We start from the raw sequence: 17282 nt of genomic DNA, 5'->3' as shown, positions 1-17282 counted from the left end.
GCGGCTGTGCATCCGTTTCCCTTAGCCTCCCCGCTCCGGGATTCTATCCTCCAGAGGAGGATCCTTCCACAAGACGAAGGTTGTGGCGCCCGGCTTCAGATTGCCCCCCGTAAGGTTTCGGTAAGCGGGCGACGCGATGCTGGAGGCGTTGCTAAACTGACGAACCTGCACCGCCGAAGTGTAGAGAGGCGTAACGTCCATCTGCTCGGCGTTCAACAACCGGCTCGTCTGCATGAGGAAGGGGCGTGTTTCGGCGATGGCAAGAGGGTTTTCCGCTTCGGTGAACGGCACGGTTGAGGCCACCTTTTCGGGGCCCCGCCGGTGGTTCCACGTGGCCCTGGTGCTGCTGCTGGTGATCGGGGTCGAGCTCACCCTCGGGACGCCTGTCTGGGCGCAGGAGGCCTTCCCCGGCCCGGCTCCCGGAGCCAGGGCCTACGGTATGGGCGGCGCCTACGTGGCGGTGGTCAGCGACCCTTCGGCCCTCTACTGGAACCCGGCGGCCCTCGGTGAGCAGCACCTGCAGGTCTACGCCGCCCTGGGCGGACAGAACCTGGGCCAGGTGGCCGACCTCATCGCGCTAGGCCAGGCGCTGAAGGACAAGGATACAACCAAGCTCAACGATCTCGCGAAAGAGCCCATCGACGTCCCCCTGAGCGCGCTGGCGGCCGTGGGTCTCGGGCCGGCCGCGCTGGGCGTGGGCGCCCAGGGCGTGGCGACGGCCAGTAGCACCAGCACCAGCGCCACGGCCGAGTACAGACTGGTCGTTCCGGTCCGGGCCGGCGTGGGCATCCCCGTGGTGGGCATCCCCGCCCTCGGCTCCCTCCGGGTAGGTGCGGCGGCCAGCTACTACGCGGGGCAGCACTACGAGTGGACGTCCGGAAGCGACCCCCTCCAGAACTCCGGCAGCGGCTTCGGGGTGGACCTGGGCCTGAAGGCGAAGCTGACGCCGTGGATCTCGGCCGGGCTGGTGGCCCACGACGTGGTGAACACCTTCGCCTGGGAGGGCGAGGCGCTCGAACCCCCCAAGCCCTCGTTCCAGGCGGGGGTCCAGGTGACTCCGCCGATCCTGGGGCTCACGGTGGCGGCCGACGTGGACAGCCAGAAGTTCCTCCACGTGGGGGCGGAGTACCGCCTGCTGGGAGTCCTCGCGCTGCGGGGCGGCTACATCCAGCCGCTGGACGCGGGCGCCGCCCCATCGGATCTGGCCAGCCTCCGGGCCGGTGTGGGCGTGGGCTTCCTGGTGGGGAGCGTCAATGCCGGCATCGGCTTCGCGAGCGATCCCTTCCAGGTGAAGGACGTGATGGTGGAGGCGTCGGTCGGGTTCTGATGCGGCGTCCGGGCCCTGACGGGCCCGGACAGCCGCACGAGGATGCTCGGGCGGCGGGCGGTAGCTGCCCTCCGCGTGCCGAAACGCCCACCGGCCGTAGACCGGTGGGCGTTTTGACGACACACGGGACACGCGCAGGGCGGGCACGACCCACCTGCCCCCGGAACCATCTTGCGACCCGAGGGAACCGCGCAGGTTCCTACGACGCCGCCTCGGCCCTTTGCTCTCCTTGCTCGGGGGCCTTCTCCTCCCGCCCCTCCAGATACCGGCCAAGCCACCGCACGATCTCGTCCAGCCGGTGCACCCGGTGCCACGGCTTGCCCGTACGGCTCATGCCGTGGAACTCGTCGGGGTAGCGGACGAAGCGCACCGGCGCCTTCCCCGTGGCCTTCACCGCGGTGAAGAACGCCTCTCCCTGGTTGATGGGGCAGCGCAGGTCGCCTTCCTGGTGCTCGATGAGGAGCGGCGTGCTGACGTTCTCAGCATAGGTGATGGGGCTCTGCTGGCGGTACCACTCGTCGTCGCGGCCCCACGGATAGACGCCGCCGGCCCGCTCCACCTCGGTCCAGCCGAAGTCGCTGGTGCCGATCATGGTCCGCCACTCGGCCACGCTCCGCCCGCTCACCGCCGCCTTGAAGCGATCCGTGTGGCCCACGATCCAGTTGGTCATGTAGCCGCCGTAGGAGCCGCCCGTGACGCCCAGGCGCTCCGGGTCGATCCAGTCGAAGCGCCGGATCGCCTCGTCCAGGCCCGCCATGACGTCGGCTGCGTCCTTCTCGCCCCAGCGGTCGCGGATCGCCTTGCAGAAGGCCTCCCCGTAGCCCTGAGAACCCCGGGGGTTGGTGAAGACCACGCCCCAACCCTGGGCCGCCAGAAGCTGGAACTCGAAGAAGTAGGCCGGCGAGTACATGGCCATGGGCCCGCCGTGGATCTCCAGGATGGCGGGCGCCTTCCGGCCGGGTTCCATGGGCCGCCCGCCCGGCAGCGGGGCGACGGCCCAGCACTCCACCGGCGGGCCCCCTTCGGCCCTGGCCTCGAAGCGGACGGGGACCGAAACGGCCACCTCCCGGAAGAAGGCGTCGTTCAGCGTGCTCAGGCGCTCCTCCCGGCCGTCCTCGACAAGATAGAGCTCGCCCGGGCCCTCCAGCGTCGCGCCGGCGTAGGCGAGAACCCGCCCGGCCGCGTCCAGCCGGAAGGAGTGGACCGCCCGGCCGGAGCCCGCCGCCACCTCGGCCCGCCCGCTTTCGGCATCCACCCGCAGCACCTCGGTGAACCCGGAGGCTGAGGAGAGCAGGTAAAGGGCGCGGCCGTCGGGCGTCCACTGCAGGTCGCCCCGGGCCGGGCCCACCATGTCCGTGACGACGGCGTTGCCCATGGTCCGGTCCAGATCGGCGGTGAGGCACTGGAGACCCTGGCCGTCCCGGTCCACCACGTAGAGCTTGGTGGTGTCGTACCCCAGCTCCCGGGAGTCGTTGGCCATGAAGGCGATCCGGGTACCGTCGGGTGAAGGGTTGGGGTTGGCGGCCCAGAACTCCAGCGGGCTCAGCCGCCGGGGCCCGCCCCCGTCCACAGGGATGGCCCAGACGTGCTTGCGGTCCGGGTGCTGGTCGAAGTCGGGCTCCCGGTTGACCGCCGTGTAGATCTCCCGGCCGTCGGGGGACCAGGCCAGGCCCTCGTAGCGGTACGGGAGCTCCGTGAGCTGGCGGGGCTCGGAGCCGTCGGCGTTCACCACCACCACCTGGGGCGCCCGGTCCCGGTAGAAGCCCTCCCCGTCCAGCTTGTGGTAGAGGTGCTCGATGACCTTCACGTCCTTGGTGAACTTGCGGTAGAGGTCCTCCTCCAGCTCCTTCTCCTTTTCCTTCTCGCTCTTCTCGGCCTGGACGCCCTTCGCGTCGAGGCTGGCCAGGACGGCGATGCGCCGCCCGTCGGGCGAGACGGCGAAGTCGCTGATGCCGCCCTCGATACGGGTCACCTGCTGGGCCTCGCCGCCGTGCACGGGGATCCGCCAGAGCTGCGGCTGGCCGCTCCGCTTGGAGATGAAGCCGATCCAGCTCCCGTCGGGGCTGAAGCGGGGGTGCGTGTCGTTCTCTCCCGAGGTGAAGGGCCTGAGCTCATCACCCTGTCGCCAGAGGTGCAGGGTGCGCTTGTACGTGTTCTCCTTCTCGTTCACCTCCTGCACCACCGCCACCACCTGGTGCCCATCGGGCGAGACGTCCACGTCGCCGATGAGGCGGAGCTTCAGCAGGTCTCTGCTTTCGATGCCGCGCTTGGACATGAGGACCTCCTCTCGGGCTGTCCGGATGCTCCGGCGCCCGAACTGGGAATGGCTCAATCCTGCCCCCGTCGCTCTTCCGTACCCTCGTCTCCGACACCCTCCGGCGAGCCGCCGGCCAGGCGGGCCAGCACCGCCTCGTGGACGCTCAGGGCCTCCGCGCCCCAGAGCACGAAGCGGATCCGCCGCACCGACCGCAGCCTGGGCGCCTCCTCAGTCACGGTTTTCAGGGCCACCCGGGCTGCCTCCTCCAGAGGGTAGCCAAAGGCTCCCGTGGAGAGGGCCGGGAAGGCCACCGAGTCGATGCCGCGCTCCTCGGCCAGCCTCAAGGCGTTCCGGTAGCAGGCCGCCAGGAGCTCCGCGGCCGGCTCGTCCACCCCGTAGACGGGCCCCAGACAGTGAATGACGTACCGGTTGGGCAGATCATGCCCGCCGGTGATGACCGCCTGCCCAGGCCGGATGGGCGCCAGGGGGCGACACTCCTGGGCGAGGCCGGCACCGGCGGCCCGGTGGATGGCTCCAGCCACGCCCCCACCCGGCATCAGCTCCGCATTGGCCGCGTTGACCACCGCGGTCATGTCCCGCTGGGCGGTGATGTCGCCCCGAACGCACTCGAGGGTCCGGCCGGAAACGGTCACCTTCAACGGAACCCCTCCCTTCCGGGGACGCCGGGCGCTGCTGCGTCGGGGGCCCCCGCCCGCAGGAGAGACAGGAAATGCTCCAGGATCAAGGCCGTCAGGCCCCAGACCACGTGGCCTCGAAACTGGAAGAAGAGCTCGGGGTGGACCGCCCGCCGCCAGGGGTAGGCGCGCCCGTGGGGGATCTTGTCGAAGGGGAAGTCCTCGCGGGGAGTGACGACGATGTCGACCTCGTGCCTCTCGGGCCGGGCTGCGAGGGCCTCCTCCAGCGGCACCGTGAAGACGTGGGCGATCTCCGACCGTGCAGGCCGGATGCTCCCGGGATCCCGCAGGACGCCCACGTGAGGGTAGACCACCAGCCGCCACGGGGTGATGAGCACGTCCAGATCACCCAGGACCTCGACGTCGCCGGCCTCCAGGTTGAGCTCCTCGCCCGTCTCCCGGACCGCGGCCGCCCGGGGGTTCCGGTCCCCCGCTTCCAGGTGGCCGCCGGGGAAGCAGACCTCCCCCGGCTGGCGCTTGAGCGTCTCCGAGCGGACCTCGAAGAGGAGGTGCCACTCGCCACCCACGGTCACCAATGGCAGCAGGACGGCGGTGCGCACGTAGTGGTCCCATCCCAGCAGGCGTCGGGGCCGTCCGGCGAGCCGGCGGGCCAGCGCCTCCACGACGGGATCGCCCGGCGCCGCACCCAGGGTACCCTTGCCCCCACCGCCCAGGGTGCTTGGTCGCACGGTGTCCGAAGCGGGATCCAGCGGGATCTCAGGAAACCCCGGCTCCTCAGACCCGCGAGAGGGATCGAGCTCGTCGGTCGTCATGGCCACCGCCCTCGCTCACGCCCGACGGGCGGGCTCGCCCGCGACGCAGGGCGTTCTCCTACCCATCTTTCTCCTTGCGGCGGCCCGATCCTGGTCTGACGATGCCGGGGTGGAGACGTCCAGCGAGGCGGCGGACGACCATGAGCAGGGCCAGGCGCAAGCCACTTGAGGAAGGCTGGGTGAGGAAGGGAGGGCTCACTGAGCCACCGACGCAGCCCAGACCTCCTACTCCTGCCGGCAGTCCGCCCAGACCGCGACGTGATGGCCAGGTCTCCGCGCGACACGCGGCACGAAGACCAACGGTAGGAGGCCAAAAGGGCGACTTGGTAGCGCCCCCCGGGCCTCACCACCAGCTTCGTGCAGATGTGCACCTAGTCGATCAGCTCGTAGGCCGGGATCGTCAGGAACTCGGCGAACTCGGCAGCGACGGCCACCCGCTCGAAGAGCGCCCGGGCCTCGTCGAACCGCCCCCGCCCGAAGAGGTCGTCGCCCACCGCCTGGCGCACCTTGGCCAGCTCCTCCTCTTCGAAGGCACGGACCAGGTCCCGGCTCAAGCGGCGCCCGTCGGCCAGGGTTGCCCCGTGGCGAAGCCACTGCCACACCTGGGAGCGGGCGATCTCGGCGGTGGCCGCGTCCTCCATGAGGTTGAAGATGCCGGCCGCGCCCACGCCCCGCAGCCAGGACTCCAGGTACTGGATGGCCACGCTCACGTTGTTGCGCACGCCCGCCTCGGTCATGCTGCCGCCGGGGACCCGCACGTCCAGCAGGTTCTGGGCGGTCACCTGCACCTCTTCCCGCAGGCGGTCGAGCTGGTGCGGCCGCTCCCCCAGCCGGGCGTCGAAGACCTCCATCGCCACGGGCACCAGGTCCGGGTGGGCGACCCAGGTGCCGTCGAAACCGTCGCCCGCCTCCCGCAGCTTGTCGTCCCGAACGCCTGCCAGGGCCCTCTCGTTCACCTCGGGATCCCGCCGGCTGGGGATGAAGGCCGCCATGCCGCCGATCGCGTGGATGCCCCGGCGGTGACAGGTCTTCACCAGGAGCTCGGTGTAGGCCCGCATGAAGGGGACGGTCATGGTCACCTGGGCCCGGTCGGGGAGGAGGAAGTCGGGCCGGTTCCGGAACTTCTTGATGACGCTGAAGATGTAGTCCCACCTCCCGGCGTTGAGGCCGGCCGAGTGGTCCCGCAGCTCGTAGAGGATCTCTTCCATCTCGAAGGCGGCCAGGATCGTCTCGATGAGGACCGTAGCGCGGATGGTACCCCGGGGGATCCCCAGCCGGTCCTGGCTGGCGTTGAAGACGTCGTTCCAGAGCCGGGCCTCCAGGTGACTCTCCAGCTTGGGCAGGTAGAAGTAGGGCCCACTGCCCCGGTCCATGAGGCGCCGGGCGTTGTGGAAGAGGTGGAGACCGAAGTCGAAGAGGGAGGCGGAGATGGGGCTGCCGTCGACCAGGACGTGCTTCTCCACGAGATGCCAGCCCCGGGGCCGCACCAGGAGCACGGCCACCTCCTCGTTCAGCCGGTACTGCTTCCCTTCGGGGCTGGTGAACGCGATGGTCCGCTCGATCGCGTCGATTAGGTTGACGTGCCCCTGCAGGGTGTTGGCCCACGTGGGCGAGTGGGCGTCCTCGAAGTCGGCCATGAAGACCTTCGCCCCGGAGTTGAGGGCGTTGATCATCATCTTGCGGTCCACGGGACCGGTGATCTCAACCCGGCGGTCCTGGAGGGCCGGGGGGATGGGCGCCACCTTCCAGTCGCCTTCCCGGACGGAGCGGGTCTCGGGCAGGAAGTCGGGCAGCTCGCCAGCATCGAAGCGGGCCTGGCGCCCGGCCCGCCGGCGGAGGAGCTCCTCCCGCCGGGGATTGAACTCCCGGTGAAGCCCCGCCACGAAGGCCAGGGCGTCAGGTGTCAGGATCTCCTTGAACGGGCCCTCCACCGGGCCTCGAACGTCGATCCCCTCCAGGGTCACCATGGAAGCGCCCCCCACCTCTGGTGTGATGCTGAGTTTTCGCTAAAAAGATACCCCCGCGCGCTTGCTTTGTCAACAGATAGATGGTATTTTCGTTATACGGAAACGGGCTGAAGTGAAGGGGGAAGAGATGATGCCGGAACCTACGGCCCGCCGGGGCGGGCGCCGCCGGACCCGGACCCAGAGCGGAGGCGTGCGGGCGCTCGACCGGGGCCTTTCCATCCTGGAAGCCCTGACCGACCAGCCCGGCCTCACCCTGAGCGAGATCGCCGAGCGCGTGCGCTTGCCCGTCAGCACGGCCTACCGCCTGCTGGAAACGTTGAGGTCCCGCCGGTTCGTCCAGCCCTCCGACGAAACAGGCCGCTACCACGTGGGCGTACGAGCCTTCGAGGTGGGCAGCGCCTTCCTGCCTCGGCTCCGCCTGAACGAGCTGGCCCTGCCGGTGATGAAGGATCTGGCCCGGGACCTGGGGGAGACCGTGAACCTGGCCGTGCGCGACGGATCGGACGCCGTCTACGTCGCCCAGGCGGAGGGACAGCAGCTCCTGCGCATGTTCACTCAGATCGGCGCCCGTACGCCCCTCCACTGTACCGGCGTGGGCAAGATCCTCCTGGCATGGCTCTCACCCGAGGAGGTGGACGGGGTGATGGGGCCCGGTCCCTGGACCCACTACACCCCCAACACGCTCACACGCCGCACCGAGCTTCACCGGGAGCTGGACGCGATCCGGGACCAGGGCTACGCGGTCGACAACGAGGAACGGGAGCTCGGGGTGCGGTGCATCGCGGCACCCATCCGTGACCGTCAGGGCGAGGTGGTGGCTGCGCTCAGCCTTTCGGCGCCCTCGTCCCGGTTGACGGCCGACCGGGTGAGCACCCTGGCGCCCGAAGTCCTGGCCGCAGCGGAAAGGGTATCCCATCTGCTCAGGACCGTTGGCGGGTGAGCGGAGCAGGTAAGCCGGCTCCTGGGAACCGCACAACCGTGACTCACTCTACCTGGCCAGAGAGCCTGGCACGTAACATCACCCGTGCGCTCCTCGTAGCACGCGCAGAATCTCAAGGCCATCGCGTAGGTCTTGTTCGAACTGGCGAAAGGCGGGAACCTGCTGCAACCGGTCAAGGGAGAGGGACTCGGCTATAGCCTCCAAGAACGCCGCAGCGCGACGCCTTCGCCTGTGCCCCGCGCCGATCGCGATGCGGCATGCATGGTCCAGCGCAGCCTTCGGGTCCGGGATCCTCTCCACGTCTGCTGGTCGCGGGGGAAGTCCGAGCTCAGCATCATCAAGGCTTGTGCCGAAAGCCCGACGAAGGGCTTGTCCATCGACAAGGGCCCACGCTTCGGTCTCCCTGACGGGAATCACCGGAACGGCTCCCACGCCCGAGGGGCCCCCGTGCTCCAAGATGCGGCTTATCGCAGGTTGTACCTGATGCTTCCGCGCGGCCACGGGATCCCCCGAACCATCGGCGTGTATGAAAAGCAGTGAGAACGCTCCAGAGGCGCGGCGCATCGCGTCAAGGATCTGGAGCTCACGCGGGAGGCTTGCCGATTCCCTGGACCTGACCAACGCGAGCACTTCGGTGATCTCAACGGACTCCGATGCCTCTCTCAGGCACAGGTCCTCCGTAACCCGTCGGAGCAACGGTCCCAGGAATCGGTAGTCGGTGGGTCCCTCAGCGAAGAGGGCGAGGCCAAGGAAGCGCACGACTCAGTACTCCCTGACTGCCGTGGACAAGTATCGTTCTGCTTCGTACCGGCTCACATAGGAGCGTGAATCATCCAGCCACAGTTCGCCCTGGTCCTCAGGCTCGATGGGACGAATACGCGTCTTGTACGAGACCGTTTTCTCGTGCGGATCAACCTCTGCCACCAGGTCAGAAAACAAAGCTTGGTCATCACCCAGGGCGGAGAGCACGACGGGCGAGTGACTGTTGACAAGGATTTGCGAGAGAGCATCGGTGTCATCGAGCTCGGGGATCGAGGGATCAGTGACCAAGGCTCGCAGGCGCTTGATGAGCTCCTTCAAGCGCGCGGGGTGAACCCCGTTCTCGGGTTCCTCGAAGCAGACCAGACCTCGTTGCTTGGGATCGTGAAGCAGGGTCAGGAGCGCAAGGATTCGCAGCGTTCCGTCGGAGATGACCCTGGAGCTGAACGGCGGGCCGCCCCTCATGGCGACGTCGATGCGGTACTCACGGTTGCGTCGGTCTTCTTCCACGCTTACATCAACGACGCCTGGAATCAAGGCCGTGAGGTCGGCGACGATATCTGCCAGCATCCCCTTTGGCTGTACCGTTGTTGCTGTCTCGGCCTTGATTCGCGCCAGAACAGTAGCGAGGTTCGAACCGTCAGGTTCCAACTCATCGGAGGCGGTCACCGGGCTGGGCCGCCGTAGTGCAGCTGGATCGAGCTGAATAAAACGCCACGAACGAAGCTCCTCATGTAGCGAGTAAAGGTGTGGGAACTCAGCGCTGGTGATGCTCGAGAGAACTGTTGCCTCTGCAGCCTCTGCCGGTCGCTTGCGACCAGCGCGCCCATCCTGGTGAATCTGGAAGCTTGGTACACCTTCAGTCTCGACCGTGGACAGCCATGGCGTTCGGCGACCGTACTTCATGAACGCCTGCCGGAACTGCGGCGAAAGATCCCGGCCCCCCGGCCTCCACGTATCGTGCGTGCTGAGGATGGGACGTGCGTCCTCTCGTGCGACGACCAGACGTTCGATTCCCCGTGCATCACGGCGCCGCTCGATCTCAACCTCGTATCGGACCCGCGAGTGCGAGATAGGTTTGGTCGCGCCCCATGGATCCGTTACCGTGGGATGAAGAAGAACCTCGATAGCAAACGCCATGCGGGCACTTGGGGTTCCATCAGGTAGCCGGCGGAAAAGCTCATGAGGTTCCCCACGTAGGCCCTTCACGGCTGTACGCAGGTCGGTGTCTGCAAGCCGAGATAGCAGTCGAATGGCGTCGAAGAGATTTGACTTACCTGAAGCGTTAGGACCAAGGATCACCTCGAAAGGAGCAATGTCCAGACCGAAACCCGAGAAACTCTTGAAGCCATCGATCTCAATGCGGGTGAGCATACCCTCGCCCCCTTCCCCACCGTAGAGCATGCCCATGTGGCGTGTTCCGCGGCTCCGAAGACGGCCCCGTGGATGAGGAAGTCGCCATCCACCCAAGCAATGCTTCCACGGATCGTTCAGTGGCGCGTTTCAGGTCGTCCGCGGGCCAGCTCGGTACCGGCCGCTCCAGGGCGACGGCCAGATCGTGGGACGCGGGCAGGTGGACGAAACCAGCCGGGATCCGTCGGCCAGTGCGGCTCAGGTGGTGGAGGAGCCGGTACATCACGTAGTTGCAGAGGTAGGTTCCGGCCGTGTTCGAGATGGCGGCGGGGATCGCCTCGGCCCGAAGCTGTTCCTCCATGGCCCGGATCGGCAGGGTGGTGAAGTAGGCGGCCGGCCCCTGGGGATCGATGAGCTCGTCCTGGTGGCGGACGCCCTGGTTGTCCACCTCGCCGTCCATGCAGTTGATGGCCACTCGCTCGAAGCAGATCCGCTCTCGCCCGGCGGCGAGCCCAAGGGCCACCACGGCATCGGGGCGGAGCTCGTCGAGGAGTGCCTCCACCATCTCCCCCGCGCGTTCGTAGGCCACGGGGAGTACCCGCCCCACCACCCGGCCCGTACCCAGCGCCTCACCGTCCAGGGCCGCAGCGATCTGGCCGCTGGGATTGACGGGAAACGTGAGGAACGGCTCGAAACCGGTAACCAGCACGGTAGTGCTCATGGTGCCTAACTTCGAGGCCCTGTCACCACCTCCTTCGGGCGCAAGGTGAGCGTGAGGGTCGTGACCCGGCCGGACCCCTGCGGTTCCTGGACGACCTGCGCGTCCAGGGTCGCGTCGGAATGGTCCGCCTCGAGCCCGTCGTGGAGCCCCCGCGCCTGCTCGGCCAGGAAGTGCTCGATGGCGTGGCCGGGAAGCCGTCGGGCCAACCACCGGCCGAACTCGTAGGCGTGGGTGTAGCCCCAGCGGAGCGCGGCCTGGGTTCCCACCAGGACCCCCAGCAGCCCCACTGCAAAGGCGACTACCGCCTCCGGGGTGATGCGATCTGCCATGGACTCCCAGAACACGGCCTGATCCCTCCCAGCCCGAGAGTCTCACCGCGTCTTGTCCCGGGTACCTTCCCGGGCGGACGCGCCCAGGCCTGTCAACCGGAGGACCTCCTCTCGGTTCATTGGGACATCACTCTTGACAGGTTCCGCCCCGAAGGCCCGGCGCGTGCGGGCGCTGCCTACCTCGCGCTCGAGTCCGCCGCTCTACGAAGAGCGGCGGGCCACCCTGCCCGAGCTCGGCTTCCTGGCGAGGGCGGCGGCCACCGGCGCGTCTTCGGAGCCCGTACACCTGGCGGAGCTCCGCTGGCCCGTCCCCGACCCGGTGGCCGCGGCTGGCCGCTACCGGGAGCTCGCCCGCCTCTTGGGAGCACCCTGGGGGTCCCCGAGGGGCCCGGCCGTCTCCCTTGGGCCGGCGGTGCTCCGGCCGGTCCCCCAGGGCTCCGCTCCGGAGGTGCACTCCGGGGCGCGGGTCGTCCGGGCACGGCCCACGTGATGGGCGTTACCTTCCGCTGGAGCTAGGAGGTCCGGGTGCCGCTCCGGAGGCCCCGGCCCCGCAGGACATGCAGGACGTCCAGCGCCTCGGCCGCGGAGGCGCCGTCGTGGACGATCCGGGCCACGGCGCCGGCCACGGCCAGGGGGTCGTCGGTGCCCGGAAAGAGCACGTTGCGGCCTACCATGACCCCCCGCACGGTGGGGCCTGCGCCCATCCCCCGGGCGAAGTCCTCCAGCACCGGAACGGGGGTGGCCTCCGTCTCCCCGCCCAGCATGAGGATGGGCAGGGTCGTGGCCCGGGCGATCCGCGGGTAGCCCTCCACGTAGGGGAGCTTCAGCCAGGTGCGGGCGCTGGTGCCCCCCAGCGCGGCGGCCACCCCGGCCGCCTCCATGAGCGCCTCGACCGTCGCCTCCACCCGGAAGCCCTCGGGCGTCATGCGCCCGGGCAGGAACTCGACGAAGACAGGCAGGTCGCGGGCCTGAGCTTCCCGCACCTCGGCTGCGATCCGGGCCAGGGTGGCCACCGAGTCGCGTTCCTGGAGGTCGATGCGGATCAGCACCTTGAGCCCGTCGAGCCCCATGGCCTGGGCCCAGTCGGGCGTGTAGCCCGTGGGGCGGTCGTCCAGCTCGAAGCGGGCGCCTCGCAGGCCGCTCCGGTTGCCGCTGCCCACGATCACCTTGCCCTCCAGGAAACCGGGGCGCCCGGATCGGCGGAAGAGGTGGTCCAGGACCAGAAGCTCCTCCACCACGTCGGCGGTGGCCATCACCCCGTCCACGCCAGGAGCAGCCAGCGCCCGCGCCACCCGCCCCACGTACTGGAAGCGATCCGCCATGGCGTAGGGGTCCCCGGCCGCGGACGTCACCCGCCGGGCCGGGTGGTCCGCCGCCACCAGCGCGAGACGGCCGTCCAGGGTGAGCTCTTGGCGCCGGAGCCGGGAGGCGGCCAGACGCCGGATCAGCTCCGGCTGGCGCACCCGCACTTCCGTGATCTGGCCAAAGAGCTCCTCCGGCAGGAACCTCCGCGTCTCGAATGGGGTCTTGGGTGGCGCGTACGGAAGGGTGTGGGGCGACGTCTCCTCGTTGGGGTGCACAGGTGCCTTCCTCCTGATTCCAGACGTCCATCCAGACGTGTCGAGTCTTCGCGGTTTCCAAGCGCCGCCGTCTCCAAGGCCGGCATCGTTGCGGCCGGATCAGCGCCGCAGCGCCGTCTCCGCCAGAAGGGCGGAAGCGGAGATCGTGTCCCCCAAGCCCACGGTGCGCCTGGGCCTCTCCACCACCCGGCTGGGGACCGCGACGATCCACCGCTCGGTCAGCCGCCAGATCCCGGGGCCACGCCGTTCCGCGCCCTTCTCGGCCAGGACTTCATCCAGGCGCTCCAACCTCCGGAGCCCTTCGGGCGAGAAGGGCTCCGCGAGGCTGTCCTGGCCGCTCCTGGGGGAGAGCTCGCCGGTCCGCGCCCGGGCCGCCGCTACCGCCCCGGCGAAGAGGAGGCCGGCGCGAGCAGCGACGGCTTCACCCTCGTCCTGACCACCGCCCAGGACGATCGCGTAGTTGCCGAGATCGTGCACGTGCATCCGCCGAAGACCGGTTACCCGGGAGACCTCCAGCGTGGCGCGAACCAGACGGGCCAGGCGGTCTGCGCCGCTCCCTGGGCTAAACCAGGGGATTCCCAGGTCTGCCGCGATCGTCTCCAACTCGGCCTCGTTCATCCCCACGCTCGAGACCCGGGGAACGACTCGCGTCAGAACCTCCCGGCGCACCGCCTCGCTCCCGATGGAGGCCATCTCCAGGTGCGCGGTCACCCTGGGGTTCGCCCGGCGCACCCGGTCGACCAGGGTGGCCGTAGATCCGACGGCCTCGGTAAACCCTGCTTCGCCCCCCTCATCCCCTTCGGCCAGGATGTGGTAGCCTGAAAGGAAGAAGAACCCGAGCCTTCCCGCCTCCCGCTCCAGGCCGTCCACGAACGCCGGCTCCAGCCGGAGGCGGCGGTTGGCGGGGTTCCACCCGGCGATGAACCGGTTGGCCCGCGGCGGCCGGAGCCGCAGCGAACCCACCTGCACCTCCATCTCCGGTCCGTACTCCAGGATCCAGTGGAGGGGCGACTCGGGAGACTCATCACGCGGCAGGCTGCCCGCCCAGTCGCTCACGGGGAGGAGCGGGTTGCCAGGCCTGCCGGTGAAGGCGCGTAGGCCCGGGAGCGGCGGAAAGAGGGAGGCCACCCGCCGGCTGGGTGGGTAGGCGTAGACGATGGTGGGATCGATGCCGAGGCTGGCCACGGCCACCGCCATGTTGGCCGAGGTCCCGCCCAGGCGGAGCTCGTCGTAACCGAGCACCTCCTGCAGCCAGCGGTGCAGCGGGGCGTGAACGATCATCCGCTGGAGCGCCTGGCCCCGCTGGAGCGAGAAGAGGAGGGCCGCGACCAGGTCCTTGGGGGAGTGAAGCGCCTTCGGCGGCCGGGGCTGGTCCAGGAGCGGGGCGGCAACGGCCTCTCCCCCGGCACCTGCCACCAGGCGGGCCACCCGCGGTCCGTCCAGGTGGACCAGCCCGTCGGCCACCGAGTGGAAGGCGAGGGCGGCGCCGCCCGCCTGCGGGAGGGCCTGGCGGCTCCCGGCCACCGCCTCCTCGGCCAGAGCCTGCCAGGTGCCGGCGGATCCTTCATTCATGAAGGTCGCGAGGCGCACCCGCGCGCCCCACCCAGGCGTGGGTGGGATCGTCGTAGGGCCGGAGCTCGCGCCCCTCGCCGGCCAGCACCCACAGGTAGTAGGCCACGTACCCCGGAGCCGCCGCCACGGGGTGGTATCCCTTCGGCAGGAGCATGCAGTCGTCCTGCTCCACCACGTACGCCTCGTCCACGCTTCGATCCTCCGTGTAGATCCGCTGGAGGGCGAAGCCCGTGCGGGGCCGGAAACGGAAGAAGTAGACCTCCTCCATCTTCACCTCTTCAGGTGGGCGATGCCGGTCGTGCTTGTGGGGCGGGTAGCTGGACCACTCGCCGGACCGGTTGAAGGTCTCGCCCACGATGAGGCTGGCCGCCGGCACCTGGGATCCGATGACGTCGAAGACGTCGCGGGTGAAGTGCGGCCCGCCGCGGCCCCGGTGCGTGATGATGTCCTGAGGCGTCACGATCTGATGGGTTCGGCCTGGGACCCCTCCGCCGGTTCGGCCGTTCCCCGTTCCGGTGCCCACAGGCACGGGGGCGGTGGCCACGGCCAGTTCTACCCCTTCGGTGCCGGCGGTGATCCGGGCACCCGCACCGGGCTGAAGGTAGACGGCGGTGGCCGGGGCACTGAAGACGTCGGGGCGCGGGCCCAGGCCCTCCACGCGCTCCCCCCCGGCCTCAAGGTCGAACCCGCCCTGAAGGAGGACCAGCCCGCTCTCCCGCCCCGGCTCGCCCTCCCACGTGTAGGCCTGGCCCGGCCCGAGACGGAGCGTGAACAGGTGGATGCGCTCGATACCCTCCATGGGGCGGTCCACCAGCGGCGTGAGGCCGTCGCCCAGCGGCTTACGGATCCGCAGGTTCACCGTTCCATCCCCTCCCCCGCGTGGTCGCTCCCGGGCGACGTGCGGGCCACGATCAGCTCCACACCCGCCCCACGCACGAGTTCCGCACTTTCCGGGTCGATTCCCTCGTCGGTGATGACCACGTCGATCTCCTCCAGCCGGGCGTAGGAGACGAGCCCCCGGCGCCGGAACTTGGACGAGTCGGCCAGCAGGTAGACCTTCCCCGCGCTGGCCACCAGCGCCCGCTTCACCTCCGCTTCCAGCGAGTTGGAGACGGTGAGCCCGTACTCGGCATCGACGCCGGCACAGGCCATGAAAGCCTTGTCGACCCGCAAGCGGCGGATGGCGCCCACGGCCTCGCTCCCCACCAGGGTCTCCTCGGAGGGGTAGAGGGTCCCACCCACCACGTGCACCCGCAGGTGGGGGAACCGGGCCAGCTCGTGGGCAAGGGTGATCCCGTAGGTGAGCACCGAGAGATGCCGCTCGCCTAGTCGCCGCGCCAGCTCCAGCACCGTGGTGCCCGTGTCGAGGGCGACGGCGTCACCGTCCTCGAGCCGCCGGAGGGCTTCCTGGGCGATGGCCCGCTTCTCGGCCAGGTGGGCGACCTTCCGGGCGGAGAAGGGGGGAGCGGCCTGGCCGGGGACGAGCAGGCGCGCCCCCCCGTGGACCCGCTCGAGAATCCCTTCCTCCTCGAGCAGGCGGAGGTCGCGACGTACCGTCTCGGGCGTGACCCCCAGGAGCTGGGAAACCTCCCGGACCTCCACCTGATGGTGCTTCTGCAGCAGTTCGAGCATCCGCTGCCTGCGCTCGACGGCGAGCATGACGGACCTCCTACCGTGGTGTTGCATGACCTGGCACTGTCACGCACCCGCACAGCGGCTTTCGCGCTCTCCGGCAGCACGCCAGAGCGACGTTGACCTGCACCAACATAGGATGCATTCTTCACCCATGTGTCCGTTCCTGCCCGCTATGCAACATATATCAACACAGTCGGAAGGATATGGGCCGCGATGCGAGAACTCATTGATTGTGCAGAAGTCGGCGCTTCCGGCAGGCGCCGGTCGGAGCGACGCAGCCTGGCGACGGTGCCACAGGTATTGCGCCGCAAGATGACGGAAAGGGGCGAAAGGCGTTGCGAAGTAGGACGGTTACCAGGACGATCCTTGCGCTGGCTGTGGTAGCGTTACTGTCCGGAATCCTCTCCCCAACCCTCGTCTCCGCTCAACAGATCGTTCTTCGCGCCGCCGACAACCAGCCGCCCGATTACCCAACGGTCCAGGGGCTCGTCTTCATGGCGAACTACCTGGAGGCGGCCAGTGGTGGCCGTATTCGGATGGAAGTCTATCCCGGCGGCCAGTTGGGCGACGAGCGGTCCACCATCGAGCAGGTGCAGTTGGGTGTCATCGACATCGTCCGCACATCCACCAGCCCGGTGGGCGAGTTCTACGCACCCATGGGCGTCTACAGCCTCCCGTACATCTTCCGAAACGAGACCCACATGTGGAAGGTGGTCCAGGGACCCATCGGCCGGCAGTTGCTGGACGGGCTGAAGGGCAGCGGCCTCGTCGGGTTGGCCTATTACGACTCAGGCAGCCGCAGCTTCTATACGAACAAGAAGCCCATCCGGGACGTGGCGGACTTGGAGGGTCTGCGCATCCGTACCCAGCAGTCCCGCGTCGTGCTGGACATGATGGAAGCTCTCGGGGCACGCCCCGTCCCCATGGCCTACGAGGAGGTCTATAGTGCACTGCAAACCGGGGCCATCGACGGGGCGGAGAACAACTTCCCATCCTACGGACCGCGCGGGGTTCGCCATTACGAGGTGGCGCCGTACTTCAGTCTCGATCAGCACGCTCGCGTCCCCGAAATCGTCATGATCAGCCTGCAGACCTGGAACCGGCTCAGCCGTGAAGATCAGGACTTGATCCGAGAGGCGGCGCTGGCCAGTGTGCCCGTGCAGGCAGCCCTCTGGCGAGACCTGGTCGCCGAGAGCCGTCGCGCCGTGGAAGCCGCCGGGTCTGAGATCATCGATGTGAACGTCGAGGAGTTCCAGGCTGCCATGGGGCCGCTTTACGAGAAATACGGCAAGGCCTACGGCGACCTTCTGCAGCGGATCCTCGACACCAAGTAGGGAGTCGTGCAGGGGCGGGTGCCCGGATGGCCGGGCCCCG

17 protein-coding genes are annotated in these 17282 nt (G+C 68.9%); 4 read left to right on the top strand and 13 right to left on the bottom strand.

Annotated elements, in window-relative coordinates; all coding sequences use genetic code 11:
- Positions 1-21: 21 nt before the first annotated feature.
- Positions 22-291: a hypothetical protein gene (locus tag LIP_RS18405; RefSeq protein ID WP_144440332.1), complete on the bottom strand. Its 270-nt coding sequence runs from the start codon at positions 289-291 to the stop codon at positions 22-24.
- On the opposite strand from LIP_RS18405, the gene LIP_RS04740 reads away from it, so the two are divergent.
- Positions 281-1327 (top strand): PorV/PorQ family protein, encoded by a 1047-nt coding sequence (locus tag LIP_RS04740; RefSeq protein ID WP_068135015.1) that lies wholly within the window; start codon positions 281-283, stop codon positions 1325-1327. The two genes, LIP_RS18405 and LIP_RS04740, sit on opposite strands and share 11 nt — an antisense overlap.
- Before the next feature lie 199 nt (positions 1328-1526).
- Here the strand turns inward: LIP_RS04740 and LIP_RS04735 are convergent, their stop codons facing one another.
- The 4 genes from LIP_RS04735 to aceB form a co-directional block, all read right to left on the bottom strand.
- On the bottom strand, positions 1527-3602 hold the full coding sequence (locus LIP_RS04735) for a S9 family peptidase (RefSeq protein ID WP_068135012.1): 2076 nt from the start codon (positions 3600-3602) through the stop codon (positions 1527-1529).
- 53 nt (positions 3603-3655) lie between these two features.
- Positions 3656-4243 carry a macro domain-containing protein gene (locus LIP_RS04730; RefSeq protein WP_068135011.1) on the bottom strand — a complete coding sequence of 196 codons (588 nt, stop codon included), beginning with the start codon at positions 4241-4243 and terminating at the stop codon, positions 3656-3658.
- Positions 4240-5052, bottom strand: coding sequence for an NUDIX hydrolase (locus tag LIP_RS04725; RefSeq protein WP_068135008.1), 813 nt, complete (start codon positions 5050-5052; stop codon positions 4240-4242). The genes LIP_RS04730 and LIP_RS04725 overlap by 4 nt, the downstream gene beginning before the upstream one ends.
- Positions 5053-5423: 371 nt before the next feature.
- The gene (gene aceB / locus LIP_RS04720) at positions 5424-7019 is read right to left on the bottom strand and encodes a malate synthase A (RefSeq protein ID WP_173652446.1); all 1596 of its coding nucleotides are present in this window, start codon (positions 7017-7019) and stop codon (positions 5424-5426) included.
- A gap of 127 nt (positions 7020-7146) precedes the next feature.
- On the opposite strand from aceB, the gene LIP_RS04715 reads away from it, so the two are divergent.
- Complete coding sequence (locus LIP_RS04715) at positions 7147-7959, top strand: IclR family transcriptional regulator (protein ID WP_082726572.1); 813 nt, start codon at positions 7147-7149, stop codon at positions 7957-7959.
- Between the two features lie 78 nt (positions 7960-8037).
- Here the strand turns inward: LIP_RS04715 and LIP_RS04710 are convergent, their stop codons facing one another.
- The 4 genes from LIP_RS04710 to LIP_RS04695 are packed head-to-tail and all read right to left on the bottom strand — an operon-like array spanning position 8038 to position 11136.
- On the bottom strand, positions 8038-8718 hold the full coding sequence (locus LIP_RS04710; protein ID WP_068135006.1) for a DUF4276 family protein: 681 nt from the start codon (positions 8716-8718) through the stop codon (positions 8038-8040).
- Between the two features lie 3 nt (positions 8719-8721).
- Positions 8722-10092, bottom strand: a complete 1371-nt coding sequence (locus LIP_RS17610; RefSeq protein WP_158509558.1) for an AAA family ATPase — start codon at positions 10090-10092, stop codon at positions 8722-8724.
- Entirely contained in the window at positions 10076-10792 is a 717-nt protein-coding gene (gene pcp, locus LIP_RS04700) for a pyroglutamyl-peptidase I (protein WP_082725872.1), read from the bottom strand. The genes LIP_RS17610 and pcp overlap by 17 nt, the downstream gene beginning before the upstream one ends.
- Before the next feature lie 5 nt (positions 10793-10797).
- A complete protein-coding gene (locus tag LIP_RS04695) occupies positions 10798-11136 on the bottom strand; it encodes a hypothetical protein (RefSeq protein ID WP_068135000.1) in 339 nt (112 codons plus the stop codon).
- Positions 11137-11284: 148 nt separating this feature from the next.
- On the opposite strand from LIP_RS04695, the gene LIP_RS04690 reads away from it, so the two are divergent.
- Positions 11285-11611: a hypothetical protein gene (locus tag LIP_RS04690; RefSeq protein WP_068134996.1), complete on the top strand. Its 327-nt coding sequence runs from the start codon at positions 11285-11287 to the stop codon at positions 11609-11611.
- Positions 11612-11633: 22 nt separating this feature from the next.
- On the opposite strand, the gene LIP_RS04685 is transcribed toward LIP_RS04690, so the two are convergent.
- From LIP_RS04685 to LIP_RS04670, 4 genes are all read right to left on the bottom strand, one after another.
- Positions 11634-12701 carry a class I fructose-bisphosphate aldolase gene (locus tag LIP_RS04685; protein WP_068134993.1) on the bottom strand — a complete coding sequence of 356 codons (1068 nt, stop codon included), beginning with the start codon at positions 12699-12701 and terminating at the stop codon, positions 11634-11636.
- Positions 12702-12800: 99 nt separating this feature from the next.
- A complete protein-coding gene (locus LIP_RS04680) occupies positions 12801-14291 on the bottom strand; it encodes an ADP-dependent glucokinase/phosphofructokinase (RefSeq protein WP_144440331.1) in 1491 nt (496 codons plus the stop codon).
- Complete coding sequence (locus tag LIP_RS04675; RefSeq protein ID WP_068134986.1) at positions 14266-15132, bottom strand: 5-deoxy-glucuronate isomerase; 867 nt, start codon at positions 15130-15132, stop codon at positions 14266-14268. The genes LIP_RS04680 and LIP_RS04675 overlap by 26 nt, the downstream gene beginning before the upstream one ends.
- Positions 15129-15932, bottom strand: coding sequence for a DeoR/GlpR family DNA-binding transcription regulator (locus LIP_RS04670; protein WP_068134983.1), 804 nt, complete (start codon positions 15930-15932; stop codon positions 15129-15131). Before LIP_RS04670 ends, LIP_RS04675 begins: the two co-directional genes overlap by 4 nt.
- A gap of 353 nt (positions 15933-16285) precedes the next feature.
- Here LIP_RS04670 and LIP_RS04665 point away from each other — a divergent pair, with 353 nt between their 5' ends.
- Complete coding sequence (locus LIP_RS04665; RefSeq protein ID WP_269433389.1) at positions 16286-17242, top strand: TRAP transporter substrate-binding protein; 957 nt, start codon at positions 16286-16288, stop codon at positions 17240-17242.
- Positions 17243-17282 lie beyond the last annotated feature (40 nt).

The organism is Limnochorda pilosa, assembly GCF_001544015.1.
GTDB classification, from domain to species: domain Bacteria; phylum Bacillota; class Limnochordia; order Limnochordales; family Limnochordaceae; genus Limnochorda; species Limnochorda pilosa.
Note: the sequence above shows the minus strand (reverse complement) of the source record. Positions and strands in the feature narration are given on the sequence as shown.

Bases quoted from the DNA above. Each gene is read 5' to 3' on its own strand.
- LIP_RS04735 (WP_068135012.1), bottom strand. From the start codon at position 3,602: ATGTCCAAGCGCGGCATCGAAAGCAGAGACCTGCTGAAGCTCCGCCTC.
- LIP_RS17610 (WP_158509558.1), bottom strand. From the start codon at position 10,092: ATGCTCACCCGCATTGAGATCGATGGCTTCAAGAGTTTCTCGGGTTTC.
- pcp (WP_082725872.1), bottom strand. From the start codon at position 10,792: ATGAGCACTACCGTGCTGGTTACCGGTTTCGAGCCGTTCCTCACGTTT.
- aceB (WP_173652446.1), bottom strand. From the start codon at position 7,019: ATGGTGACCCTGGAGGGGATCGACGTTCGAGGCCCGGTGGAGGGCCCG.
- LIP_RS04715 (WP_082726572.1), top strand. From the start codon at position 7,147: ATGATGCCGGAACCTACGGCCCGCCGGGGCGGGCGCCGCCGGACCCGG.
- LIP_RS04725 (WP_068135008.1), bottom strand. From the start codon at position 5,052: ATGACGACCGACGAGCTCGATCCCTCTCGCGGGTCTGAGGAGCCGGGG.
- LIP_RS04670 (WP_068134983.1), bottom strand. From the start codon at position 15,932: ATGCTCGCCGTCGAGCGCAGGCAGCGGATGCTCGAACTGCTGCAGAAG.